We start from the raw sequence: 23,416 nt of genomic DNA, 5'->3' as shown, positions 1-23,416 counted from the left end.
GGCATCTTCTCTTTGATCGCCCAGGCAGGGCCGACGTTCTCCACCATGATCCCGTTCACCTGGACTTCGGAGAGCAGGGGCAGGGCAAGGTCAATGAAATCATCCCGAGTGATTCGCGGCCACTTCCAGATCAGCTCTGCCTTGTCGCATAGCTTTTTTGCCTCCAGAAGCTGGGCCAGGATCGTCTCTTTTCTATCCTTATATCCTCGCCCTTTTTCCATCAGGGGCTCGAAGTATATCCGACGAGATCCGCCGTCTACTGCACCCTTCAATATATCCAGGCGGTCGGCATAGACGGACAATTTAGGCCTGCTCCATTCCTCCCCAGCCCTTCTCGCCGGAAGCTCGAGCTTCTGGAGGCGATCCTTCGCCTCCCTGATCCGGTCCGATGGTGGCCGGCGTCTCTCCAGCAATGCCTTCTCCAGCCCGGCCAGAAGATCGCGGCGCAGCTGGTTTAAGGCTCTCGGAGGGGAGAAGAGCCCTCCAGGATAGTCCATCTCTACCCTCCTGGCCACAAAGGGGGTGCCTCCAGTCTTTCTCATCTGGGACTCGATCTGCTCACGGGTCAAGGGCCTATTTACAGCCTCCCCCATCCTGGATTCTCCTCGGGCCACCGCCAGCTCGCCGCTATCCAGCCGGCCTTCGGCAACTGGAATTCCGTCCTCCCAGGTGAGGCGGATGTTCACGGGAATAGAAGCCCTCTCCCTGGCTGCGATCTCCTCTGCCCTCCGGGACAGGGCAATGCTGCCGGTGAGAAATACTCTGGCCCCGGGACGGACTCTATCCGGGGTCCTGAGTCGTACCAGGCCGTCCTTTTCGATGGCCTTCTGCACTACCAGGCCCATCTCCTGGCCCGGAGACTGGAATACCAGGCCGTCCCCTTTTTCTGGCACAAGTGAAGCGCATAGACGGACTGCTGCCTCGCCTCTCTGGGGATCATAGGAGGCCACGCTTCCTATGAGGACCCCCTGATTGTCCGACATCCCTCTGCCCATGACATCCTTTGCCCCCAGCAGGTGGCCTATGGTGAAGTCGCGGTTGAATGCCAGGGCGAGGTCTCTCTCGTCCTCTTTCGAGGGCGACCAGCTGCCGCGGGCGATGGCATCCAGTGCCCTCCGGTAGATGCTGGTGACGATGGCCACATACTGGGGGGACTTCATCCTCCCTTCGATCTTCAGTGACTGCACGGGCGAGCGGACAATCTTATCCAGATGCCTGTAGACGCAAAGGTCGCGAGTGGATATGATATAGCTCTCCTTCTGGGCCACTGCCTGCAGGCCCTCTGGCCGGCCGTATTCGTCCTTTCTGCCATGCATCAGGACATACGGTTTCCTGCAGGGCTGGGCGCACATCCCCCTGTTGCCGCTCCGCCCGCCGATGGCCGAGGAGAGAAGGCACTGGCCAGAGTAAGAGTAGCAGAGGGCACCGTGCACGAATGCCTCCAGGCCCAGTCCCGCCTTTTCCATCTTCTGTCCCCATCTTTTTATCTCCTCTATGGTGACCTCTCTGGCCAGGACGACCCTATTGAAGCTACCCTGGGCAGCATAGAGAGCACCAGGGAGATTGTGAATGGTCATCTGAGTGGAGGCATGCCTCTCCAGATCTGGAACAAGCCGGCGGGCCAGTGAGGCTGCGCCCAGGTCCTGGAGAAGAATGGCATCTGCACCCAGATCGTACAGCTGGACGAGGTACTCGGCTAAATCGAGCAGCTCATCCTCCCTGATCAGGGTATTGACGGTAACGTAAACTTTCACCCCACGCAGGTGAGCGTAGTCTATGGCCTCCGTCATGGCCTTGTGGTCGAAGTTAGCAGCGAACTTCCTCGCTCCAAACCTTTTGCCGCTCAGGTACACCGCATCCGCACCTGCCGCTATGGCAGAGTGCAGGGCCTGGGGCGATCCAGCTGGGGCGAGGAGTTCAGGCAGTCTTATCAATGTCAGTCAGAATGACTGTTGCCCCTGAGTTGATAAGCCCTATCCTTACCGTAAAAGAGGAGCCTCAATGATCATCTGGATTTTTATTCATCTGCCTGAAGATGACGATGTCTTAAGCGGGTTATTTATCTGATGAATTGCATTTACATAGTTCTGGTGGATGTGATGAATCATTCCAGTGCAGTAATAGTTCTGATGGCCCTTTTATTCCTCTCCACCAGTGGGGAGGCATTGAGGACCTTTTCTGGCGATACGATATCCATAGTCAATCCCGTAGAGGATGATATCTTTGCCGCAGGAAACATAGTGAATATCAACGCTCCAGTTGATTCGGCTGTAGTCGCCGGAGGCACAGTGAACATCAACGCGCCAGTAAAGGGAGACGTCATTGCTGCTGGCGGCCAGGTCTATGTGAACTCCGATGTGGGTGGAAAGGTGGTGGCTGTCGGGGGTACCATCGATTTGAGAGGAGATGTCGGCACCAATCTGGTGGCAGCAGGAGGCCAGGTGAGCATACTTCCGGGCAGGACAGTGGGCAGAGATGCCCTCATCAGCGCCGGCAATGCGGTGAACTCCGGCCGGATCAATGGCACAATGACCGTTTATGCGAGCGACTTCAACAACACCGGCTCGGCAGGCAAGGTCGACTTCTATCAGACGGAGAGGACAGAGGATAAGGCCCCGCCAAGAGAGGATAAATGGGGCGGCTTTGATCTCTTCAGCCTGATAAGCATCATCGGATACTTCATCCTGGGACTGATCCTGGTAAAGCATATTCCCGTCATCTTCCGGACTGTGGACGAGGAGATTCGCACCTCCACCCTGCTCAGGACCGTACTGGGATTCATCATCATCATCGCCTCATTCATCGCTCTCTTGCTGGTGGCCATCACCGTGGTGGGCCTGCCGATAGCAGTGGTATCTACGTTCCTCGTGATCGTCGGCCTGATGCTCAGCGGGACATTTGTGGCCTATAGCCTGGGCCGGTGGATCTGCCTGCAGGGCAAGCTGAAACAGGGGGATCTGGTATGCTTTACCATTGGATTTGTCATCCTCAATCTTCTATTCCTCATCCCCTACCTGGGCGGCCTGGTGTCCATTGTATCCATGAGCCTGGGCTTCGCTGCCCTTCTGTATGCCGCCCGGCGCCTGATTATGGCAAGCAACAATAAGGCGGAGGCGTTGGAATAAAAAAAAAGGAGAGATCAACTTTTTTTCTGGCAACCTTTTTTCAGCCGGCCAGAATTATTTTTTTCAATCTCGATCTGAGCCCTTCTGGCCATGGCTTATCCTCCAGCGGATCCTTTTTATGATCCCCAGAAGCGCTCGAGCCTCTCTCTCCGTCAGCTCCGCCCGACCGAAGATCCGCCGCAGCATAAGCAGGGTATAGTCCTCCTTATGCTCGGGATATGCGATATCCGCAAGAAGATCTCCCGCCCTCTCCTGCAACAGATTCAACGTCTCTTTTCTGGCCATCTGGACACTGCTCGAGCTATTGCTTCCAATCCCGGAGAGCTCATAGAACAGAATCGCTGCCGAGTGGGAGAGGTTCATCACCGGGTACTCCTCGGAGGTGGGAATGGAGACGATCATATCGCACAGGGAGATCTCATCGCTGTTCAGGCCGCAGTCCTCTCTCCCCAGGAGCAGGGCTACCATCCCCTCCTTATCCCGGAGCTTTTCCGCCAGACCGGCTGGGGTCAGGCAGGGCACCCTTAGGTGCAGCCGCAGGTGGTGCTGCTCATGCTCCAGCCTCTTGCCGGTTGTGCCCACCACCAGGTTCGCCCCCTCCAGGGCCTCGGCCAGAGTTGAGAAGCTCCGGGACATCTGCAGAACGTCCCGGGCATGAGAGGCCATGGCACAACCATAGTCCTCGATCTTGCAGGGGTTGACCAGGGCCAGGTCATGAAAGCCGAAGTTCTTCATCGCCCGGGCCACAGAGCCCACATTGCCCTCATAGAGGGGCTCGACCAAAACCACTCTCAGGTTCATGGGAGCTATCCTTTTGAGACCCCCAGGGGAACCAGCCTGGCTACCCTGGTGGCTATGCCCAAGTTGTGCACCACATCCACCACATCGCCAGAGGGTTTGTAGACCTGGGGAGCTTCCTCTGCCAGCATTCCAGGGGAGGTGGAGCGAACGGCGATTCCGTCCCGGTTGAGGGCGGCCTTCACCTCTTTGCCTGTGAACTGCCTCAGGGCCTGGCTTCTGCTCATCACCCGGCCTGAGCCGTGGCAGGCGGAGCCGAAGGTCAGATCAAGGGCCTTGTCCTGGCCGCAGAGAACGTATGAGGCCGTGCCCATGCTCCCCGGTATCAGCACCGGCTGGCCCAGGCCCTCATAAGCAGCGGGAATCTCCGTTCTTGAGGGACCGAAGGCCCGAGTGGCCCCCTTGCGGTGGACATAGAGCCTCTCCTTCTTGCCCTCCACCCGATGCTCCTCGATCTTGGCCACGTTATGGGCCACATCGTAGAGCAGCTGCAGCTGGGAGCCGGGGAAGTAGCGGTCGAAGACCTCCCTCGTCCAGTGGGCGATGATATGCCGGTTGGCCCAGGCATAGTTGGCGGCGCAGACCATGGCCCCGAAGTAGTGATCTGCCTCGGGAGTGCCCAGAGGAGCGCAGGCCAGCTGCTTATCAGGGATGTCGATATTGTACTTTCTCACCGCTTTGGACAGGACGTCCAGGTGATCGGTGCAGATCTGGTGGCCCGCCCCCCGTGAGCCGCAGTGGATCATCACTGTGATCTGGCCCTTGAAAAGGCCGAACCTTTTTGCAATCTCCGGGTTATAGATCTCCTCGACCCTCTGAATCTCCAGGAAGTGGTTGCCGCTGCCCAGGGTACCAAGCTGGGGGCGGCCCCGTTTTCTCGCTTTGACCCCCACCTGGGAGGGGTCCGCTCCGGGCATGGAGCCATTCTCCTCGCAGAAATCCAGGTCCGACTCCACTCCATAGCCCTCCTCTACTGCCCACTCCGCTCCCCGGAGAAAGGATTCGGTCAATTGCCGATCGGTGGCATGAAGCCTGCCTGTGGATCCCAGGCCCGAGGGCACCGCCTGAAAGAGGGCATCGAGGAGGGTGTTGATGAGCGGCTGCACGTCCCTGGCCTGCAGGTCCGAGCGGAGCAGGCGCACCCCGCAGTTGATGTCAAAGCCCACCCCGCCGGGACTGATGATCCCACCCTGCTCTTTGAAGGCGGCCACCCCGCCGATGGGAAAGCCGTAGCCCAGGTGGGCATCGGGCATGGCCATGGAGTGTCCGACGATTCCGGGAAGGGTGGCGACATTGGCCACCTGGTCGACCGTCCCCGGCTCGACCATCTCCCGCAGGGCGGCTGAGACGAATATCCTGCCCGGCACCCGCATTCCCGGCCGGTAGCCGATTGGCACCTCGTAGATGTTATCATCGATCTTCTCAATTTCCATATATCACACGTCCACAATTATCACACATAGAACATCATCAGACATAGAGCCATCAGACATAGAGCCATCAGACATCAAGCACCACCTGAATGCACCACCGCTCGTTCTTCTCGATGGCGAACTTGTGCCTGGTGACCGCTTTCACCTCAGCGAGGAACGAGTGCCTCTCCGGGTCCATCCTCTCCCCGCCGATCTCCGCCCGGAGCTTCCATCCCTTGCCATCTTGAAACTCTTCCAGTGCCACCTGGAAGCGGGAGAAGACCGCAGACTCGGTCTCGAAGAGAAAGACGATCTCAGAGAGCCACTGGTAGGCCAGGTCCTCCAGATCCTCCGCCTCAAGCTCCACTTGCCAGCTCTCCTCAACCTTAACCTGGCCGGGGGAGATCATGGCGCCAAATAGGGCGGCGGCGGCATTGGAGAGCATCTGGTCAGGAGTCGTGCCATAGGCGCGGAACTTGACATCTGCGGTATGCTCCAGATATTCGAATGGAATCATCATATATTAGTGAGAGCCGCAGGCATTAAAGCATTGCCAGCCCGCGGACCAGGCCCGCCTTTTCGGCCAGATGCAGGGCCTGGGCGTACTCGCGGGCGGTTATGGCGCGGGAAAGCTCGGGGTAGCGGCAGGCCTGGTACTCCGGATGGTACTGGGCCATGACATTCAGATAGGTGTGCACGGATATCTCCTGGGAGATGAAGCGCACCACCTCCTCCGTCCCCGCTGCGTCCGCAGGCAGGACCAGGTGGCGGACGAGGAGCCCCTGCAGGGCGATGCCCTCCTCGTCCATCTGCAGGTCGCCCACCTGGCGGTGCATCTCTTTCAGTGCCGCTTTATTAACGGTGGTGTAGCCGGGCGCTGCAGAGTACTTCTGGGCAGGGCCGTCCTGGCCGTATTTAGCATCGGGCATGTAGATGTCGATGATGCCATCCAATAGAAGCAGGGCCTCTGCGGAGTCGTAGCCGCCGCTGTTGTATACCAGAGGGACAGAAAGGCCCTCTTCTCGGGCCAGGACCAGAGCCTCCAGGATCTGAGGGACGACGTGGGTGGGTGTCACGAGGTTGATGTTATGGCAGCCACTATCNNTGGCTGATATCCCAGTTCTGGCAGAAGACGCAGGAGAGGTTGCAGCCGGAAAAGAAGATGGTGCCCGAGCCCGAGTGGCCCACCAGGGGCGGCTCCTCGCCGAAGTGGGGAGTGTAGCTGGCCACCCGGGCCCACCGACCGGTGCGGCAGTAGCCCCTCTCATCTTCCAGGCGGTTTGCCTGGCAGCGGCGGGGGCAGATCTTGCAGGATGCGAGGCGTGCAAGAGCCTCTTGCGCGCGCTTCTCCAAAATTTCCGGGGGCATCTTGTTGTAGCGGGCCATAGAGCACAACAGCATAATTTGGGATCGGATCTTTGAAGAGCCTTTCGGCGTCAATTGTCCTTTTCAAAGCCGGTTTTTGTCAGGATGGAAAACTATATATATCGTCGATTGTCTATATAGACAAAGGCGAAAGTCGATAGAGTTTTCTTCCTCCTTTACCCCTTTCGGCTTTCCCTCTTCTATTCTATTCACCACCGATCATTAGGGCAATTGCCGACTTGAACTCTCTCCGGGAATGCACATTATCGATCCATTCAAGTCCGGGTATGGAATTCCGCCCCGGGCAGCATTCGTCACCGCCGGGCAGACGATCGGCCTGGATTTCATCGCCAAAGGGGTGGTAGCCCTGGGGAGAGGGAAAATGTGATTGAAAATCACGGGCTTTGCCCGCACCATCTACCTTTTCTATCGATTATTGCCAGGGCATTTTCTGTCAAGACTATCCGCTGGGCCTTGTGCCTGGCACTCTTTACTATGACCACGGGATCGCTCACTCGTCTCGCCTCAGCTATGATCCTGTGACCGTGAATCGAGTCGCCGACCTCATGGCCCTTCATTTTACTGGCTCCATCTTGCCTTCCTTTTCCAGGTCATCCATGATCTTGCATACCAGCTCATAATCCAGCTGTAGGTCGGTGCTGGCATCAGATGCATATGCCTCGCCCTTCATCTGGAAATACCCGGCAACTTCCTTTTTGGCAGTCTCATAGTCTACATCATGGTATTCGATGACCTTGATTGCAGCAAGCTTTTCCCGGACAGCATCGCGAATGAAGTCCGAGGGATTGAGGTACAGACCGGCATCTACAAGCCCGTTGATCTGCAAAATCTCATTTCGGGTCAGCTTGGCCCCAACTACTTTTCCCACATTTCCAGTACTGGCGATATCTGCGCCCATGCCCATTTTATTAGTTAAAACTAATTTATAGGTTTATCGGTCTGGTGCTTGCCAGTACCATCCAACTTTTCAAGCCTAATAAAATGATAAAAGGGAGATCAGAGGAACCTGATCCCTTTGGGCATCTCCCCGAAGCGCCGGCGGAACTCCTCCGGCCAGTTGGATGGATCCAGCCCCTTCTGGCTCAGGAAGGCACTGGCCCAGCGCTCCAGGCCCACTCCGCTGCATCCTGACCAGAGGGCTTCGCCGCTTTGGGCCTTCACTGTGAAGCCCTTGGGGTACTTCTCCCCGTTCACAGACAGATTCTGAAACTCTATCCAGTTTCCGTTATAGGGCAGGATGGCCTCATAGTCCACTGTGCCCGCTCCGGTCATCTCTGATAGGCCGGTCTTGCCCTCCTGGGCCATGAACCAGGGAGTAACCCAGGCCGTCCTCCAGGTAAGCTCCAGGATATCCTCGAAGATGTGCTTGTAGCAGCCCTTCAGCTTCTCTGCCTCCTCAAGGGTATGCTCCTTCGTCCCCAGCCAGACGATCTCTATACGGTGGAACTCGTCCACCCTCTCGATGCCATGAATCCCGCCGGACTCATAGCGGTGGCTGGTGCCGGACCGGTCGAAGACCCTCATGGGCAGCTCGCCATTTGGAAGGGTCATCCCCTGCAGAAATCCCCAGAAGGTGGGGCACTGGGCATAGCACATCCCGCCTATGGGCAGGTCGATCTTCTCTTTGACCAGCTCCAGGGGAACCTCATGGGTGACCTTGTAATAGTCCATGACCTCCTCCCAGAAGGCTGGATCGCGGGTCTTGGGCGGACAGACGAAGTAGATCTCCGGGTAGACCCCCTGAGCGTGTCCGCTCTTCTTCCAGACGTCCCAGGTGTCAAGCTTTGGAAATATCATCTCCTGGTAGCCCAAAGGCCCTATGATCTCCTCTAAGACGATAGCCTCGAATGTGCGGAAAAGATGTGTGGCCTGGGGCCCGTAGATCCACTGGCCACGGGCAGAGCCGTGCTTGATCCAGCCCGCCTTTTGCATCTCCTCAGTGGGATCGGCTCTGAATTTGGGCTCTCTTTTCTCGCTCTCCCAGAGAAGCTCCCAGTGCTCAGTCTTCCCTCCGTAGCCCTTCTCCAGCTTCTCCTCCAGAAGGCTGACGATCCTGTCGGGAATGCGGTTCTCAATCTCCGACTGACCTAATGTGCCGCCCTCGCCTACATCCAGAATAAGGCGCAGCCGTCCTCCTTCATGCCTCATCTCCCGCACATAAGGGATACGATGGGCGATCTCCCTGTCGGACTCGACCTCGATCTCAAAAGCGGTCACATCCATGCCCCGCACGCCAATCCGGTACTGCTTTCCTAAAAGCTCAGAGAGAGGCCGGCGCAGCCTGAGCAGGGCATCATGAGCCCGAACATATCGGTCGCTGTCGATGACTAGATCGATTCTGTTTTTGGCCAGACGCCATTCGGTGATCTTTGCCCCCTGGCCCTCAGGAGCGCCTTTCTCCAATATCGGCCCAGCGTCCCTTATAAAATCGGAAATGGCTTTCTCGGCTGCGCCGGCATCAGCGCTCAGCCGAAGGCTTGCCTCTAAATGAAATCTCATCTATCCTCCGCAACAGATAGCGTCTCTTTTGCTATTTTAATGTTCATTAATAGGTCATCCATGGTGGTGAGCAGAGTGCCGGGCTTCTCGATTGAGAACTGCAGGGAGAGGCTTCTCTTATCGATCAACAGATTCATATTGGGCAGGTTGTCCGGCTCAATCGATCTGCCGACCATCTCCATATCCTCTCCCGCCTCTGCCAAGAGGACCAGCCGGGCATGAATCATGCCGTGTCCATAGCGGTCTGGCCGGAGGGATCGGTCCTTTTGTTCAGCTGCTCGTCCAGGATCTCGTCTAACAGGGCCAGGAACTCATCCTCTCTGCCTGGGGGTATAGAGGCGCCGCTGGCTATGGTATGGCCCCCACCGTTTCCTCCCACTGCCTCCGCTGCCCTTCGCAGGGCCACAGACAGGTCCAGTCCCCGGGCGATGAGGGGCTTGTTCCCTCGGGCAGATATCTTGATCATATCATCCTTGTGATTCAATGTCACTAAAGGCAGATCGGAGTAAAGATATCGAATCCCCAGGCCCGAGACGATCGCCCCCGCCTCCATATTCACCCTCTTTAGGTAGCGAAGGTTCTTCATCTGTCTGCTCTGCTCTCGAAGGAGGCTAATCTCTCGCAGGATGTGTTCTTTGTACTCATCCGCCAGCCTCTCGGCCTCGAGGAGCGCGCAGTGATCCCGCAGGCATAATGTGAGCCCAATTCCGGGAAGATCTCTATTGCCGCAGGCATTGAGCAGCTGCACCATATGCAGGGAGTTTTCCACCACCTCATGGCGGAGGCGGATCACCTCTCCTAAAATCGAATCCGCAGCAAAGCTGCCCTGCATGATCAGCTTGAGGGTTAATGCTGTAGCCAGCCTGGTCAGATCATCCCCCGCCAGGGACTGGACATTGCCCTTTATATTCAGATCATCCAGGAACTTCTTGATCTTCTCCCGGTCGCCGGTGAAGTCCAGGAGCGGCTCTATGCTCCTTGCCAGGACATCCACCAACTGTCCATCTTCTGAGAGCTTCAGACCGGCCCTGACCTGCACTGCGCCGCTGGCCACCGCCTCTTCCAGGATGGATCTGTTCGCCCCGATCATGGCCTGGCGGTCGCCCATCGCTCCTACCAGGGCGAGGCCTGCGAGATCGGCATTGTCGCCCATATGACGGACCACAGAATAGACGGTGCCCGCTGCAGACAGCTCAAAAGCCCCATCTATTCCGAAGAGATGGGGGTTGTGGTGCATACAGTCCAGCGTTCCCACCGGTCGGTGATGGTCTAAAACGAAACACTCGCCTTGCACCCGGGAGATCAGATCCGGCTTTCCGCTCCCCATATCGCAGAAGACCACCGGCCCGGTCAGGCCGTCGATCACAGACCGGTCCAGCCGGTTGACCAATGTGGCCTGGAAGGGAATGCCTGCGCGCATAAGGGCATGGCAGATCAGCCCGGCGGATGTGATGCCGTCGGCATCGTTATGAGAGATCACCCGCATGTGCTCGCACTGCCGGATGGACCGGGCGATGGCTTCTGCCGCTTTGTCCAGCCGCTTCATGAGATGAGAATCTCAGCGGTCTCGGGCGAATAGGTCCAGTCCGGAGCCAGACGCCCGGAGTCGTGATAGTATTTCACCATTCTTCTTATCTTGTTCTCAGTGAGCTGCAGAGCCCTCTTGTTGTGAACGTCTTTCTTATTGGCTTTGATGTGCTTTCTCACATGGAGCGCTTTTCTCATCAGATTTGTCAGGTCCTCTGGAATATCCGCCAGAGCATTGTTGTCCCTCAGAAAGCCGGTTATGCTATTTCCTATTACCAGCTTGACGTTCGGTACTCCATACTGATCTCTCAGAGTGAGGCCGATGCGGCTGGGGGACATGCCTGTATCGTGCAGCTTCATGATTGTCTTTTCCAGCTCCTCCTTGGACACGTCAGACCACTCTGGCGCTTTGGTCACCATGGGCGGTCGGGAACGAGAGGAGCCCCCTTTTCGGCTATGCATTTTTGCCATCTTTCAATCCTCATTCAATCTCATAATGGCGAAGGTATAATTCTCACTGCCAGGTGAGATAAAAAACTTGCGCCGTTCTTCTGGCAACATATCCTGGTAGCAGGTTTATAAGCCAGGGATTTGAAGATTAGTGCATGCTTCCGGAGTACTTAAACCAGCTGTTCTATCTCATCGGCCAGGCGGTGGTCTTTCTTGCCGCGGCCGTCCTCCTCATCTCCGTACTGATAGCTCTGCTCATCCTCTACTCCTTTAAGACGGGCAACTTCTTCGCCGCCAGATACATGCTTTTGGGCATCATGCTTCTTGAGGACGTGATAAAGTCGCTCTTCTGGGTGGCGAGAGCTGATGACTCCATGGTGGATGATGTCGGCGTGCGCCTGAGAAATTATATTAATACAAAAAAGTTTTTAGAGACTCCCTATGAGAAACGCTTCATCTTCATGCCTCAATGTCTCCGTAGCGTCCAGTGCCCTGCCAAGCTCACCCCAGAAGGGATAATGTGCATCGACTGCGGTCGCTGTGGTATCGGCGAGGCCAAGAAATACGCTGAAAGCCTGGGCTATAGGTTCTATGTGGTTCCTGGCTCCAGCTTCATAAAGAGGATCATAAAGAAAGGCCGACCAGGAGCAATTGTGGGAGTGGGGTGCTCAATGGAGATTAAGGAGGGACTGGATCTATGCCACAGCCACGGCATACCGGCCAGAGGGGTGCCGCTATCAACATCCGGCTGCGTTGCCACCAGCATCGACTGGGAGGCCTTCTATGAGGCCATTGCCGAAGTGCCATCGACGGAAAAGCAGGGCGCTTGAGTTCGAAAGCAGCGTTGTTTCCAATAGCGTGCTATTTCCATATCATCTCAGCCATATTGAACGGTCGGGCATGGGATAATACAGCGTCAATAGAATGAAGAACTGCACTCGGGAAATGATACGCTTAAAAAAAATGAGATGGAGTTGCACTCACTCCATGCTGATTGCTTCAGAGGGGCAAGCCTCAACACATGTCTTGCACTCAGTGCACTTTTCCTTATTTACGACTGCTATTTCCTCGTCGTCCAGGCTGATGGCCTCCTCCGGGCACTCCTCGACGCAGGTTCCACAGCTTACACATTCGTCTCTATTAACAACTGCGGGCATTATTGAGTCCTCCAATTTGCCTCAAAGGCAAATCCACCTGCATGTATATCCGATATATACCTTTCGCAGATCTAGGCCAGTTCATTGTATTTCTTCCTGTCTTTGAGCTCCTGCCTCTTGGCGCTGTTCCATCCGCTCACCGCCTGCAGGTAGCCGGTGATCCGGCTGATGTGGTCCACATTCTCCGATCCGCAGTTGGGGCACTTATCCTCCAATCCGCCCGAGACCTGGGAGCAGCCCAGGCAGACGGTCATGTCCTTGGTGAAGGTGAAGTAGCCGATCTGGGTCTCTCTTGCCAGGCGCAGGCCGAAGTCCATCAAGCCCTGGGGATCAGGGGTGGCCTCGCCTAAGAAGACGTGGAAGATGTTGCCGCCATCAACTATGGGGAAGAATACATGCTCGAGCTTTGCCCGCTCGAAGATTGTGACGTCCGCGCTGGGTGGCAGGTGGGTTCCATTGGTGTAGTAGACGGGCAAGTCGCGCGTCTTATGCAGATTCCTCCTCAACGCATCCAGGTCGCCCTTCACCACCCTCTCGGCACATTCTCTGAACTCCTCGTGGATGAGATCGGATACAGCAAAACGCTGGGCCGTGGTCTCGGCTGGAGTGCGCGCGAGGGCAATGGTCATGCCATGCTGCTCTGAGAGCTTCCGGGCATAGATCTCCATCTCGGTCATGGCCCGAACCGCCAGCTTCCAGGCCTCTTTTGATTCATGCATCTGCTTTCCGGTATGGAACTGCACCATCTCATTGACGCCCACAACGCCTATGGTATAAACCAGGGCATCCAGGCCGACGGCGACGGAGCCCATCTCGCCGGTGATGGGATCCCTGGGCTGCTGGGTAGCAAATGGCATGCGATGGTTGTTGATGATCTGGTTCATCCACTGCCGCTTCACCTTGAATATCTCAACCGATGTGTCCATCAATTCTCGCAGATACTCGAAGAGGAGATCGTCATCCCCCCGAGCGAGGTAAGCGGCACGAGGGCAGTTGAGGGAGACAACCTGCCAGGAGCCCATGGAGAAGTGCTTACCGTCCCGGAAGCGGAGCTTGTCGTCGAACTGATCGTCGCTACTGAATGTGGCTGCAAACTGATATGCGCAGCATTGATAGCATGATATTCCCTCCCCTGCACCCCGGTAGGCAGGAAGCTGGTTGTCAAAGTATGGTGTGCCATACTCCGCCGCCAGCTTGAATGTCTGGAGGTAGAGCTCCTGATAGGTGGGAAGATCGGGATGAGCGGCATTGAACTCTTCGTCCTCCTTCATGAAATCGGGCTCAATGCTGATCTCGGGCTTGGGAAAGTTGAAGGGCTTGCCCCAGTAGTCGCCCTGGAGCATGACCTCCATCAGGGCCTTGAAGGCCAGGCGCACCTCGCGCTCGAACTTGCCGTAGGTCTTGAGAGGCGCGTCGGGAGTAGAGCCGTCCCAGACCCTTCCCGCATAGACCGCAGGCTTGTCCCGCCAGAGCTTGGGGACGCCCGGGGTGAGCTGCACCGAGGAGAAGACCAGCTGGCCGCCGCGAGCGACCATCATCTGGGTCATCTCGTAGACGAACATCTGCATCAGCTGCACGATCTCTTCATAATTGCGGTTCTCGAAGTATGGAGCGATGAAGGTGAGGAAGTTGTAGAAGCCCTGCCCTCCCGCAAAGTTGGTCTGGGCGCTGCCCAGGGCCTTGACCGCATGCAGTATGGCCACCTCAGGCTTTTTGGCCGGGCCGGCAACGCTGGCCTTGGTGCCCAGGCCGTCGGGCATCAGGCCGTAGTAGAGGAAGTAGCGCAGATCCCAGTCCTGGCAGAACGGCCTGGTTCCGAAGTACTCCAGGTCATGGATATGCAGGTCTCCTGCCAGGTGGCGGTCGGCAAGGTATGGGGGCAGAAGCAAAAGGTACTGCTCCTTGCTTATTTTATCCGCCTTCTTCTTGTGGCTGGTCTCAGCGTTCTCCTGCAGGTTGGCGTTCTCCTTGGATTCGAAGCCTGTGCCGATGTCGATGAGATGGGCATCGAAGACGGGCGTCCCCACCCTGGTGCAGATATTTCGCCACTCGGTATGATGCCTCTCCAGGAGGATCACATTCATGATCTCTCTGACCAGAGGGCCGCTCAGGTAGCGGACGTTCATCCACCTAACCCGGCGCTCTACCTCCTTGGCGATGTCCTCCGCCTCTTCTTCGGTTATGCCTGGCTCTTTATAGAATTGTTCAGATAGTTTGGTCTCTTTTAGAAGCTGCTTGGCTATGGCTTCTCTATCCCAGTCCAGCAGATGGCCGTCCGTGGTCCTGACTCTGGGCATAGACGAAACAGCCAGCCCTTCCAGGGTCTGTTGAACGATTCTGCTGCTCAACGCCCATCCCCTCTACAATAAAGCAACATTATGCCTCCTCTCGACGATCGATCTATTAGACCAGTATTTCCACTCCAGTTTATTCCTTTTGCGCTCCAAACAGTCGCAAAATTTTTTAGCAAGTATGTATCAACTCAGTTATAAAGTAAACGCTTAAGACTATCAGTATGCTTTATTATCAACCATATCCCTGCAGGACGAAAGTGAGCTGAAGATCTCCTTCGCCATCGCGACGGCCAGCGCAAGATGATGACCTTGCTCCTTAAGAGATGTAAAAGGGAATCTTTAGGCAACAATTGGCCGCATAATCTAATTTTTTCTCCTGCAACCCCGCTGGGGAGGAGATTGATGAGATGCTCAGCAGTTCTGATGGCTCAGCGGCCCGATCCTCATCTGGCCGCCTGCCCTCTTTCTACCGACATGTTTAAATGGAGTACTGCTCACCTTGTGGCTCGAAGGGCAGGTAGATCAGCTGGAAGATCGCTACCTTGGCATGGTAGAGGCCTCGGGTTCAAATCCCGACCTGTCCATTAGCCTGTTGTACCTTTTGTCTGCATTCATCTGCTTCCACTCAAAAGTCATCGTTTTAACTGCTATAGTACATTAACACCCACGATCAGACAAAGGCTGCCGGCAGCAAACCTCTTTTACCTGCAGAGCAACAGTCTTATTCCCAAGAGTTCTGAGGCGAAGATGTTAGATATCATTCAGGCTGCAGAGGCGCTGTCAGGATCAATAGCCACCATAGCCATGACCTTCTCCATAGGCCTGACCGTCGGCCTGACCGGGGCCATCGCCCCAGGACCTACCCTCCTGGCTACAGTCAACTCCTCACTCAAGGACGGCTGGCTGGCCGGCCCCAAGGTTGCTGCTGGCCATGCGCTAATCGAGATCGTGATATTTCTTTTAATTGTGAAAGGTCTGGCGGTGACTATGCAGCAGTACTCTCGCTCCATCGCCCTCATGGGCGGCCTGGCTCTGATCGCTTTTGGCATTCTGACCATGCGTGATAGCAAGAGAGCCACCATGGCCTCAGCAGGTGACGGATCTTACACCAATCCATATCTAGCAGGATTTCTCACCAGCGCAGCCAACCCCTATTTCTGGATCTGGTGGCTCTCCATAGGCAGCGTCCTTATCGTATCAGGTCTTGAGGCCGGTCTGATCGTGGCGGCAATATTCATGATCGGACACTGGAGCGCCGACTTCGGCTGGTATCTTCTCGTCTCCAGCAGCCTGGAGCGGGGAAGGGGTCTCCTCTCCCCAGAGAATTACAGAAGAATACTGGGGCTATGCGGCATCTTCCTGATCCTATTCGGCATTTACTACCTGGGAAGCGGAATAGGAGTGGTTGGCTGAGGGTGCTCTCCAGCCCGAGGCCCCGGAGGCGACGGATGATTGGGCGGAACGGATCCTTTGATCTTCAGGAAGGATAGATGAGCACGAGAAAGCGGATTGTCGATCTCATTCAGAACTCCACATCAGTCCTCATCCTCTCAGTCCTCTTAGGCCTGGTGCTGCCGGGTCCCGCAGGGGCGACAGAGGCTCTGGTCACCCCGGCGCTCATGGTTATGATGGCCTTCTCCCTGACCGAGGTCGATCTGGGAAGAGATATCAAATCCTCGGCCTCTCTGAAAAGAGGATTTCTCGGCATCATCATAAACTACGGCCTTTTGAGCGGATTGATTCTGCTTCTGAGCTACAGTCTGCCCGACGAATCGCTCAGGCATGGCTTTGTCATCATGGCCGCGGTCCCGCCGGCAGTGGCCGTACTGCCCATGACCCGCATCCTGAAAGGGGACATGAGCCTCTCTTTTGCCGGAGAGATACTCTCCTACCTGGCCTCGCTCCTGCTGATGCCCCTGATCATCTACCTCTTCGTTCACCAGACGGGAATAAGCCCCATCTATCTGCTCCAGATCTCCATTGTATTGATCCTCATCCCTGCTCTTGCCTCCAGGCTGGTGCGACTGCTTCCGATCAACCCCGTCCTTCCCATAAACCTGGGTTTCTTCCTGGTCACATATACTGTGATCGGCCTGAACCAGGGAGCCCTCTGGACGGATGGGTGGAGCGTGGCCTGGATATCCATAGCCCGCACCTTCGCTGTGGGATTGGCAGTGTTTATCCTGGCCAGATCCGCTGGCTTGAAGAGCAGCCAGGCCATATCCCTTACCCTTCTGGGCTCCTTCAAGAACCTGGGACTTGCAGCAGCGGTATCCCTGCTCCTCGTCGGTCCGGCAGCAGGGCTCCCGGCGGCATTCTGCGTCCTCGCGGAGACCGCTTTTTTCATCCTTCTCTCCTTCGCGAGATCACGGTATCCTTAAATAAGGTAAAAAGGGTGATCTGATGGGGAGATATCTTGTCCATCAAGGATGATGCCGCCTATCTGAGGTCGATCTACATCTATGTCGCTATCTCAGTATTCCTCTTCGCTCTCACTGCCGTCATGGGCTATTATACTGCTCAGCTTGATCCAGAGTTCGCCGCCAGCTGGACAGAGGAGCTGGAGATGCTGGCATGGATACTGGAGCAGCCGCCACTCATGATAATGATAATCATATTCCTCAAAAATCTCCTCGCTTCTGCCACGGCTATGCTCTTAGGATTAGGGCTGGGGATCGTTCCCATGATAGTCGCCACCACCAATGGCTTTCTTCTGGGAATAGTCGGCTATAGCGCGGTCGAACAGAAAGGATGGCTCTATCTGGCGGCAGGCATTCTGCCTCATGGAATCATCGAGCTTCCAGTCGTCCTCTTGAGCATCGCCATTGGCTTGCGGCTGGGCCATATGCTAGCCCTATCCCTATTAAAAGAGAGCTCAGACCTCTCCGGAGAGATGCGTGTAGCAATTCATTTCCTCCTCCGCTGGATAATGCCCTTGCTCCTTTTGGCCGCGGCCATTGAAACTTTTATCACCCCCTTTATCATATCGAGGGTCGCATGACATATCCAGATACTAAGAACAAAGGCAAAGGGGAATCCGGCGGGCAGAGCGCCAAGCTTTCTCCCAAAGAGGACTTCAGCCAGTGGTACCATGAGCTGCTGATGACGGGGGAGATCATTGATAACCGCTACCCTGTAAAGGGAATGTGCGTCTGGTTCCCCTTCGGCTTCGCCATCAAGAAGAACGTCTACGGCATCATCCGGCAGCTTCTGGATCCCGATCATCAGGAGACCCTCTTTCCCCTGATGATACCGGAGAACGAGTTCATGAAGGAGGCCCAGCATATCAAAGGCTTCGAGGAGGAGGTCTACTGGGTGACCTGCGGCGGTACCACTCCCCTGGAGGTCAAGCTCGCCCTCCGTCCTACCAGCGAGACGGCCATATACCCCATGTTCAAGCTCTGGATAAGGTCGCATGCCGACATGCCTCTGCGCATCTACCAGATAGTGAATACCTTCCGCTATGAGACCAAGCATACCCGCCCTCTGATACGCCTGCGGGAAATCACCTCCTTCAAAGAGGCGCATACCGTACATGCTACCTGGGAGGAGGCGGCAGAGCAGGTGGAGGTGGCGATCAAAAGGTACTCGGAGTTCTATCGCCGCCTGGCCATACCCTTCCTGGTGAGCCGCCGGCCCAGCTGGGACAAGTTCCCTGGTGCGGATTATACCACCGCCATCGATGTGATAATGCCCGATGGCAAGACCCTGCAGGTGGGGACCGCCCATCATCTGGGCTCCACCTTTGCCAAGACCTATGAGATAACCTATGAGGCAGAGGATGGCGAGCAGAAGCTGGTCAATCAGACCTGCTACGGCATCTCTGAGCGCTGTATTGCCGCCCTCATATCCGTGCACGGGGACGATAAGGGGCTGGCATTGCCCTGGGAGGTGGCTCCCGTCCAGGTGGTCATTGTGCCCATCCTCCTCGGCGACAAGGAGAAGGTGCTGGAGGTCTGCAGGGATCTGTTGAGGATCCTGCAGCAGGCAGGCATCCGGGTGGAGCTGGACACCAGCGACGAGCGGCCCGGTGCCAAGTTCTATAAGTGGGAGATGAAAGGGGTTCCCATCCGCCTGGAGGTCGGCCCCAGGGATATTGAGAAGGGAGTGGTGACGGTGGTGCGCCGGGATGCTGAGAAGCTCACCCTGCCCAGGGAAGGGCTGGCCCAAGCCCTGGTCAGGGAGGCGGAGAGGCTTCAGGCAGCGCTTTATCAGAGGGCAGAGGCATTTGCCAATTCCCGCATCCGGGAGGTGGCAAGCATAGATGAAGCCCGAGCCCAGACTGAGGCAGGGGTGGCTCTAGTCCCCTGGTGCGAGAAGGAGGAGTGCGGCCACCAGCTTGAGGACCTGGTTGAGGCGAATATGCTTGGCGAGCCTCAGTACAAGAGCTTCTCACCAGCAGCCTGCGCCGTCTGCGGCAAATTGACCGACAAGCGCACATACATGGCCAGACAATACTAATCCGATTGCCTGGGAGGATGAGAGAGGATGAGGATACTGGGAATTTGCTCGAGCCCAAAAGGCTCGCGGAGCACCACTCTGCGGCTGGTTCAGGCTGCTTTAGAGGGTGCAGGAGAGAACGGGGCAGAGACTGAGCTGGTCGACCTGTGCCAGCTTGATATCAAGTACTGCAATGCCTGTCAGACCTGCTTTAAAACCGGCAAGTGCGTGCATAAAGACGACTTTCAGGGGCTGTATGAGAAGATCCTTATGGCGGACGGTCTGATATTGGGCTCGCCCAACTACTTTCATACTGTGACCGCCCAGCTGAAGACTCTCATCGACCGGATGGCTGATGCCGTTCACTGCCAGCTCCTGACCGGCAAGTACTGCTGCAGCCTGGCCACCGGCGGCAGCAACTATGACCAGGTCACTGGCTATCTGGACAGCTTGATGGTCAACTTCGGCGCTTTTGTTACCGGCAGCGCAGGAGCTGAGATGAGCAAAGGCCCTCGTGCCCTGGAGGAGGGGGAGAGGAAGGCCCGCGATCTGGGCCGGGCCTTGGTCGAGGATATTCGCACCAAATGCGACTACGCTGAGCAGAGGAAGGTGCAGGAAGGCATCCGCTCTCACTTCAAAGAGCTGGTGCGCATGAACAAGGATAACTGGGAGCACGAGTACGAGCACTGGAACAGCATCAACTGGCGCTAGAGCGGGCGAGCTCCAACCCGCACAACTCTTTAATATCTTCCAGGCCTATTAATAATCATGCTGACAGTGGATGAGGGAAGTGCAGCCGTCCGCCTGGCCAGGCGCGCCCTGGCACATTATATGGAAACGAAGGAGGCCCTGGACCCAGAAGGGATGCAGCCAGTCTTTTCCCAGAAGCGTGGCGTCTTTGTAACTTTGCATGAGGATGGGGACCTGCGGGGATGCATAGGCTATCCTCGGCCGGTCTTGCCCCTTGGTCGGGCCATTGTGGATTCAGCGATCAATGCCGGCTTTCGCGATCCGCGGTTCCCTGGCCTGCGGCCGGGTGAGCTGAAGAGGATTGAGCTGGAGGTCACCATTCTCACCGAGCCCCAGGCCTGCACCGGGCCTAAGAAGAACCTGCCCGAGAGGATTCAGGTGGGAAGGGACGGCCTCATCGTCTCCAAAGGGCCGTTCACCGGTCTGCTGCTGCCCCAGGTGGCGATTGAATGGGGTTTTGATTCCCTGGAGTTTTTAGGCCAGACCTGCGTCAAAGCGGGCCTGCCGGCAGATGCCTGGCTGGATGAGGACACTCTGATAGAGCACTTCGAGGCGCAGATCTTCGCCGAGGTGGCGCCGGAGAGGGAGGTATTTGAGAAGAGCTTCACTGAGAGTCCCTGCGGTACATAACAATTAAGGGAAATGACTGCGCATCACTTGCCGCTGCAATGAGGGTAGGGCTCGGACTGATGATAACTATCATGCCCATTTTATTCTAATTTTATGGTTTTGACCACAATATAGCCTATCACTATGATTTGATCCTAGCGACGCTTCCTCTCTGCCTGCACTTGCTTCAAAATTTAATATATCGGCGAAATGGTCTCATTATTATCGCTGGTGCATACCTATGGTAAAATTTTCTCGATAAGAATATCTCTATAAATCTAGCTTTTCATGAAAAAAACCACCAGAACGTATAAATATCATCGAGTGACTAATTGATTATATCCTAAAATGATGATGAGGTGAAATTATTAGGCAAATGGGAGTACTTGTGGTATTGGCCGTAGTGATGCTATCGGTACCTATTCTGGCACAGGGAATGAAGCCCTGTGGAGCGGTGGACGTTCTGGGGAGGGGCGGAGGCATATTTCAGTCAGAGGCATCTGCGTTCCAGTTCCCTGAGTTCGCAGATACAAACTTCGATCGCCTGACCGTCGGAAATGACAGGGCGTTGGCCTTTGGCGGCATCTGGCGGAGACCTTCTCTGGCCACAGCCACCAATAACCTGATGATCGAGAAGAATCAGGATTCAGGTGAGTGCGAATGCTGCGGTCCCGAATCCTGCCAGGAATGCTGCTTAAAGGTCAACATGGAGCAGATCCGGGTGGGAAATAGGGAGGCACTGGCCTTTGGAGCCGCGATTGCCACCAACAATGTGAAGATCGTCACCAACCAGCAATAGATCGGGATCATCAGACCTGAAGGACGAAAATGAAAAAAATGCTAAAGCCCACTGGCCTCTTGCTGGTGGGGGCCATTTTTATCTTCTCATGCCTCATGCTCAATGCACTGGGATCAGAGGCGGGCCTCCCCGACCTGCAGAAAGAGATGAAAAAGACCCTCTCAGGCACTATGGATAAACCATATGGAAGCGCAATAGGGAAGTTCAAGGTAAATGGAGAGACGATCACTCTCCCCTGGTCAGTGCGAAGTACATCGGCGCTTCGGTCGAAAGCTCTTTTTCTCTGGCCATTGCCTTCAAGAGAAGATATAGCGCTGAATGAAACCGGCTCGAAGAGGGTGGTTTCAGATCTGACGGCAATCAATACCGACCGGGAGCGAGAGATTATCTACGACGGCAGCCAAGACTGTGATGCTGGGTCGGAGGACCTTTCCAATTCCCTGGAGATCAGCGTCACCGGCCAGGAGACCGATGATGGATCGCTAAATTGGTATAATGGTCATGTTGCGGCAGATAGCATTGAGCGCGCTGTGGATAAAGCATTGAACAGGGACAAGAAATACGACCTCAACTCGAACAATGTGACCAGGAGCGGTTCGGCAGCGCTCTTGGGCAATAATATGGTCATAGACGTCAGCGGGATCTCAGTGAGTGCTATAAATTCGGTAAAAGGGGGAAGTGCCACCGCCACCTCCAACATCCTGATACGGCCAGTGCAGATCATCGCCTGTCCATCTGAGGTGGAAGAGAAGCTGAGATAATTCCCATGATTTCTTCTTTTTGAATCACAAACTATAAGGGCATTTTGCGTTCTACTTCTCTCTCGATATGACCATCATCAAGAGACCGAGAGGCACGCGGGACTTCCTTCCAGAAGAGATGCGGAAGCGGAGCCAGGCCCGAAAAGCGATGCAAGAAGTGCTTTGTCGCTGGGGCTACCAGGAGGTAGCCACACCCACATTTGAGCATCTTGAGCTATTCACAGAGAAATCCGGTGCCTCAGTAATAGATGAGATCTACAGCTTCCAGGACAAAGGAGGTCGAGATCTTGCCCTCCGTCCGGAATTGACCGCTCCAGTGATGCGCATGTTCGTCTCCGAGCTGCAAAACTCGCCCAAGCCTTTGAGGCTCTACTACTTTGGCAATTGCTTCCGCTACGAGCGCCCACAGAAAGGGCGCTTCAGGGAGTTCTGGCAGCTGGGTGCGGAGCTGATAGGAGGTGCCAGGCCGGATTCCGAGGCAGAGGCCATCGCTCTGGCAGATCAGTTGATCAGGAGCGCGGGAATCAGGGGAGATATTCACCTCGGCTATCTGGGTCTCATACGGGCTATTTTAGAGAGAATCGAGGGGGATAAAAGAGCGGCTGCGATGAGAATGATCGACAAAAAGGAGCGGTCTGCTTTAAAGGAGCTGCTGGAGGATCTAGATCAAGGAGATCTGGGACTGCTGGAGCTGATCGATCTGAAGGGCAAAGCGTCTTTGGATAAGGCCCTGGAGATCGCCGGCGATCTGTTGCTCACTGAGACTCAAGAGGCCTCCACCGGGATCGGGGGTCCGAAAGCCTGTTCTGAGCCCAAGATGCAGTCAGAGGGCCGCGGGTCCGCTCGCAATGGAAGGGCGGTCAGCTCCCAACTCCACCTGGAGGAGTTCCAAGAGACGGTGGATCTTCTCGGAGCCTACGGGGTGGACTTCCAAATCGACTTTGAGATTGTGCGGGGCCTGGATTACTACTCAGGCACGGTCTTTGAGATCTATGCTGAGGGTCTGGGAGCACAGCGCCAGATATGCGGCGGAGGAACATATGAGCTCTCCAGCCTATTTGGAGGGAAAGAGACCTCATCAACCGGCTTCGGCCTGGGATTCGACCGCATAATGGAGATCGCCCATATAATGGAGGAGAGAAAGCCGCCGGTCTTCCTTGTATACACCCCCGACGTCAAGGTTGATGCTGCCAGGATCGCAGTATCTCTGCGAAGGTCAGTCCCTACGGTTCTGGACGTAATGGGCAGAAGCATGGGGGCGCAGCTCAAGGCCGCATCAGGAGCGGGTGCGAGGCATGCGGTGATCGTGGGCAGAGAGGAGCTGGATTCCGGCAGGCTGATCCTGAGAGACATGTCAGGGGGAGAGCAGGAGAATTTGACCTTAGAGGAGATAGTAGAACGGCTCAGCC

General features: G+C 55.9%; 24 protein-coding genes, 1 tRNA gene and 1 pseudogene. 13 read left to right on the top strand and 13 right to left on the bottom strand.

What is annotated here, in order from left to right; translation table 11 throughout:
- Positions 1 to 1,934 (bottom strand): peptidase U32 family protein (locus tag BP822_RS03600; protein ID WP_286877752.1); only part of this gene is annotated, 1,934 nt, incomplete at its 3' end.
- 132 nt (positions 1,935 to 2,066) lie between these two features.
- Here BP822_RS03600 and BP822_RS03595 point away from each other — a divergent pair.
- Positions 2,067 to 3,125: a hypothetical protein gene (locus BP822_RS03595; RefSeq protein ID WP_013719666.1), complete on the top strand. Its 1,059-nt coding sequence runs from the start codon at positions 2,067 to 2,069 to the stop codon at positions 3,123 to 3,125.
- A gap of 63 nt (positions 3,126 to 3,188) precedes the next feature.
- Here BP822_RS03595 and BP822_RS03590 read toward each other — a convergent pair whose 3' ends face one another.
- The 4 genes and pseudogenes from BP822_RS03590 to BP822_RS12865 form a co-directional block, all read right to left on the bottom strand.
- Complete coding sequence (locus BP822_RS03590) at positions 3,189 to 3,926, bottom strand: RNA methyltransferase (protein WP_013719667.1); 738 nt, start codon at positions 3,924 to 3,926, stop codon at positions 3,189 to 3,191.
- 5 nt (positions 3,927 to 3,931) lie between these two features.
- The gene (locus BP822_RS03585; RefSeq protein WP_013719668.1) at positions 3,932 to 5,356 is read right to left on the bottom strand and encodes an RtcB family protein; all 1,425 of its coding nucleotides are present in this window, start codon (positions 5,354 to 5,356) and stop codon (positions 3,932 to 3,934) included.
- A 67-nt stretch (positions 5,357 to 5,423) separates the two neighbouring features.
- On the bottom strand, positions 5,424 to 5,852 hold the full coding sequence (locus BP822_RS03580; RefSeq protein ID WP_048133111.1) for an archease: 429 nt from the start codon (positions 5,850 to 5,852) through the stop codon (positions 5,424 to 5,426).
- Positions 5,853 to 5,877: 25 nt separating this feature from the next.
- Positions 5,878 to 6,721: pseudogene (locus tag BP822_RS12865) on the bottom strand (radical SAM protein).
- 235 nt (positions 6,722 to 6,956) lie between these two features.
- Here BP822_RS12865 and BP822_RS03570 point away from each other — a divergent pair.
- A complete protein-coding gene (locus BP822_RS03570) occupies positions 6,957 to 7,088 on the top strand; it encodes a hypothetical protein (protein ID WP_269798790.1) in 132 nt (43 codons plus the stop codon).
- Positions 7,089 to 7,095: 7 nt separating this feature from the next.
- Here the strand turns inward: BP822_RS03570 and BP822_RS03565 are convergent, their stop codons facing one another.
- The 6 genes from BP822_RS03565 to BP822_RS03540 all read right to left on the bottom strand — a co-directional run bounded on the left by BP822_RS03565 (position 7,096) and on the right by BP822_RS03540 (position 11,218).
- Positions 7,096 to 7,278, bottom strand: coding sequence for a hypothetical protein (locus tag BP822_RS03565; protein WP_048132238.1), 183 nt, complete (start codon positions 7,276 to 7,278; stop codon positions 7,096 to 7,098).
- Positions 7,275 to 7,619, bottom strand: a complete 345-nt coding sequence (locus BP822_RS03560; RefSeq protein WP_157863753.1) for a ribbon-helix-helix domain-containing protein — start codon at positions 7,617 to 7,619, stop codon at positions 7,275 to 7,277. Before BP822_RS03560 ends, BP822_RS03565 begins: the two co-directional genes overlap by 4 nt.
- Before the next feature lie 98 nt (positions 7,620 to 7,717).
- A complete protein-coding gene (locus BP822_RS03555) occupies positions 7,718 to 9,220 on the bottom strand; it encodes a serine--tRNA ligase (RefSeq protein ID WP_013719672.1) in 1,503 nt (500 codons plus the stop codon).
- On the bottom strand, positions 9,217 to 9,447 hold the full coding sequence (locus BP822_RS03550; protein WP_013719673.1) for a KEOPS complex subunit Pcc1: 231 nt from the start codon (positions 9,445 to 9,447) through the stop codon (positions 9,217 to 9,219). Before BP822_RS03550 ends, BP822_RS03555 begins: the two co-directional genes overlap by 4 nt.
- The gene (locus BP822_RS03545; protein ID WP_013719674.1) at positions 9,444 to 10,766 is read right to left on the bottom strand and encodes a single-stranded-DNA-specific exonuclease RecJ; all 1,323 of its coding nucleotides are present in this window, start codon (positions 10,764 to 10,766) and stop codon (positions 9,444 to 9,446) included. Before BP822_RS03545 ends, BP822_RS03550 begins: the two co-directional genes overlap by 4 nt.
- Entirely contained in the window at positions 10,763 to 11,218 is a 456-nt protein-coding gene (locus tag BP822_RS03540) for a 30S ribosomal protein S15 (RefSeq protein ID WP_013719675.1), read from the bottom strand. Before BP822_RS03540 ends, BP822_RS03545 begins: the two co-directional genes overlap by 4 nt.
- Before the next feature lie 134 nt (positions 11,219 to 11,352).
- Here BP822_RS03540 and BP822_RS03535 point away from each other — a divergent pair, with 134 nt between their 5' ends.
- Positions 11,353 to 12,027, top strand: coding sequence for a DUF116 domain-containing protein (locus tag BP822_RS03535; RefSeq protein ID WP_013719676.1), 675 nt, complete (start codon positions 11,353 to 11,355; stop codon positions 12,025 to 12,027).
- A 150-nt stretch (positions 12,028 to 12,177) separates the two neighbouring features.
- Here BP822_RS03535 and BP822_RS03530 read toward each other — a convergent pair whose 3' ends face one another.
- Positions 12,178 to 12,354 carry a 4Fe-4S binding protein gene (locus BP822_RS03530; protein WP_013719677.1) on the bottom strand — a complete coding sequence of 59 codons (177 nt, stop codon included), beginning with the start codon at positions 12,352 to 12,354 and terminating at the stop codon, positions 12,178 to 12,180.
- Positions 12,355 to 12,425: 71 nt separating this feature from the next.
- Entirely contained in the window at positions 12,426 to 14,651 is a 2,226-nt protein-coding gene (nrdD, locus tag BP822_RS03525; RefSeq protein WP_157863965.1) for an anaerobic ribonucleoside-triphosphate reductase, read from the bottom strand.
- 508 nt (positions 14,652 to 15,159) lie between these two features.
- Between nrdD and BP822_RS03520 the strand changes: the two genes are divergently transcribed.
- The 10 genes from BP822_RS03520 to hisS form a co-directional block, all read left to right on the top strand.
- Positions 15,160 to 15,232 (top strand) — tRNA-Ala (locus BP822_RS03520).
- Between the two features lie 163 nt (positions 15,233 to 15,395).
- Positions 15,396 to 16,061 (top strand): LysE family transporter, encoded by a 666-nt coding sequence (locus tag BP822_RS03515; RefSeq protein WP_286859026.1) that lies wholly within the window; start codon positions 15,396 to 15,398, stop codon positions 16,059 to 16,061.
- 77 nt (positions 16,062 to 16,138) lie between these two features.
- Positions 16,139 to 17,029: a hypothetical protein gene (locus BP822_RS03510; protein ID WP_276619772.1), complete on the top strand. Its 891-nt coding sequence runs from the start codon at positions 16,139 to 16,141 to the stop codon at positions 17,027 to 17,029.
- A gap of 35 nt (positions 17,030 to 17,064) precedes the next feature.
- Entirely contained in the window at positions 17,065 to 17,649 is a 585-nt protein-coding gene (locus BP822_RS03505; RefSeq protein WP_013719681.1) for a stage II sporulation protein M, read from the top strand.
- Positions 17,646 to 19,109 (top strand): proline--tRNA ligase, encoded by a 1,464-nt coding sequence (proS, locus tag BP822_RS03500; RefSeq protein ID WP_013719682.1) that lies wholly within the window; start codon positions 17,646 to 17,648, stop codon positions 19,107 to 19,109. The genes BP822_RS03505 and proS overlap by 4 nt, the downstream gene beginning before the upstream one ends.
- A 27-nt stretch (positions 19,110 to 19,136) precedes the next feature.
- The gene (locus tag BP822_RS03495) at positions 19,137 to 19,799 is read left to right on the top strand and encodes a flavodoxin family protein (RefSeq protein WP_273272114.1); all 663 of its coding nucleotides are present in this window, start codon (positions 19,137 to 19,139) and stop codon (positions 19,797 to 19,799) included.
- A gap of 57 nt (positions 19,800 to 19,856) precedes the next feature.
- A complete protein-coding gene (locus BP822_RS03490) occupies positions 19,857 to 20,468 on the top strand; it encodes a TIGR00296 family protein (RefSeq protein WP_273278278.1) in 612 nt (203 codons plus the stop codon).
- A gap of 355 nt (positions 20,469 to 20,823) precedes the next feature.
- Positions 20,824 to 21,246 (top strand): hypothetical protein, encoded by a 423-nt coding sequence (locus tag BP822_RS03485; RefSeq protein WP_273272112.1) that lies wholly within the window; start codon positions 20,824 to 20,826, stop codon positions 21,244 to 21,246.
- A gap of 29 nt (positions 21,247 to 21,275) precedes the next feature.
- On the top strand, positions 21,276 to 22,007 hold the full coding sequence (locus BP822_RS03480; RefSeq protein ID WP_273272110.1) for a hypothetical protein: 732 nt from the start codon (positions 21,276 to 21,278) through the stop codon (positions 22,005 to 22,007).
- A 67-nt stretch (positions 22,008 to 22,074) separates the two neighbouring features.
- Positions 22,075 to 23,416, top strand: a 1,342-nt coding sequence (gene hisS / locus BP822_RS03475) for a histidine--tRNA ligase (RefSeq protein ID WP_286877750.1), incomplete at its 3' end; no start/stop codon positions are given.

Origin of the sequence: Methanosaeta sp. UBA458 (assembly GCF_002496085.1) — an archaeon.
Classification (GTDB): domain Archaea; phylum Halobacteriota; class Methanosarcinia; order Methanotrichales; family Methanotrichaceae; genus Methanothrix; species Methanothrix soehngenii.
This window is presented reverse-complemented; position numbering and strand designations above follow the sequence as displayed.

Coding starts and splice junctions, on each gene's coding strand:
- BP822_RS03595 (WP_013719666.1), top strand. CDS start 2,067: ATGAATTGCATTTACATAGTTCTGGTGGATGTGATGAATCATTCCAGT.
- BP822_RS03590 (WP_013719667.1), bottom strand. CDS start 3,926: ATGAACCTGAGAGTGGTTTTGGTCGAGCCCCTCTATGAGGGCAATGTG.
- BP822_RS03585 (WP_013719668.1), bottom strand. CDS start 5,356: ATGGAAATTGAGAAGATCGATGATAACATCTACGAGGTGCCAATCGGC.
- BP822_RS03580 (WP_048133111.1), bottom strand. CDS start 5,852: ATGATTCCATTCGAATATCTGGAGCATACCGCAGATGTCAAGTTCCGC.
- BP822_RS03570 (WP_269798790.1), top strand. CDS start 6,957: ATGCACATTATCGATCCATTCAAGTCCGGGTATGGAATTCCGCCCCGG.
- BP822_RS03565 (WP_048132238.1), bottom strand. CDS start 7,278: ATGAAGGGCCATGAGGTCGGCGACTCGATTCACGGTCACAGGATCATA.
- BP822_RS03560 (WP_157863753.1), bottom strand. CDS start 7,619: ATGGGCGCAGATATCGCCAGTACTGGAAATGTGGGAAAAGTAGTTGGG.
- BP822_RS03555 (WP_013719672.1), bottom strand. CDS start 9,220: ATGAGATTTCATTTAGAGGCAAGCCTTCGGCTGAGCGCTGATGCCGGC.
- BP822_RS03550 (WP_013719673.1), bottom strand. CDS start 9,447: ATGATTCATGCCCGGCTGGTCCTCTTGGCAGAGGCGGGAGAGGATATG.
- BP822_RS03545 (WP_013719674.1), bottom strand. CDS start 10,766: ATGAAGCGGCTGGACAAAGCGGCAGAAGCCATCGCCCGGTCCATCCGG.
- BP822_RS03540 (WP_013719675.1), bottom strand. CDS start 11,218: ATGGCAAAAATGCATAGCCGAAAAGGGGGCTCCTCTCGTTCCCGACCG.
- BP822_RS03535 (WP_013719676.1), top strand. CDS start 11,353: ATGCTTCCGGAGTACTTAAACCAGCTGTTCTATCTCATCGGCCAGGCG.
- BP822_RS03530 (WP_013719677.1), bottom strand. CDS start 12,354: ATGCCCGCAGTTGTTAATAGAGACGAATGTGTAAGCTGTGGAACCTGC.
- nrdD (WP_157863965.1), bottom strand. CDS start 14,651: ATGCCCAGAGTCAGGACCACGGACGGCCATCTGCTGGACTGGGATAGA.
- BP822_RS03515 (WP_286859026.1), top strand. CDS start 15,396: ATGTTAGATATCATTCAGGCTGCAGAGGCGCTGTCAGGATCAATAGCC.
- BP822_RS03510 (WP_276619772.1), top strand. CDS start 16,139: ATGAGCACGAGAAAGCGGATTGTCGATCTCATTCAGAACTCCACATCA.
- proS (WP_013719682.1), top strand. CDS start 17,646: ATGACATATCCAGATACTAAGAACAAAGGCAAAGGGGAATCCGGCGGG.
- BP822_RS03495 (WP_273272114.1), top strand. CDS start 19,137: ATGAGGATACTGGGAATTTGCTCGAGCCCAAAAGGCTCGCGGAGCACC.
- BP822_RS03490 (WP_273278278.1), top strand. CDS start 19,857: ATGCTGACAGTGGATGAGGGAAGTGCAGCCGTCCGCCTGGCCAGGCGC.
- BP822_RS03485 (WP_273272112.1), top strand. CDS start 20,824: ATGGGAGTACTTGTGGTATTGGCCGTAGTGATGCTATCGGTACCTATT.
- BP822_RS03480 (WP_273272110.1), top strand. CDS start 21,276: ATGAAAAAAATGCTAAAGCCCACTGGCCTCTTGCTGGTGGGGGCCATT.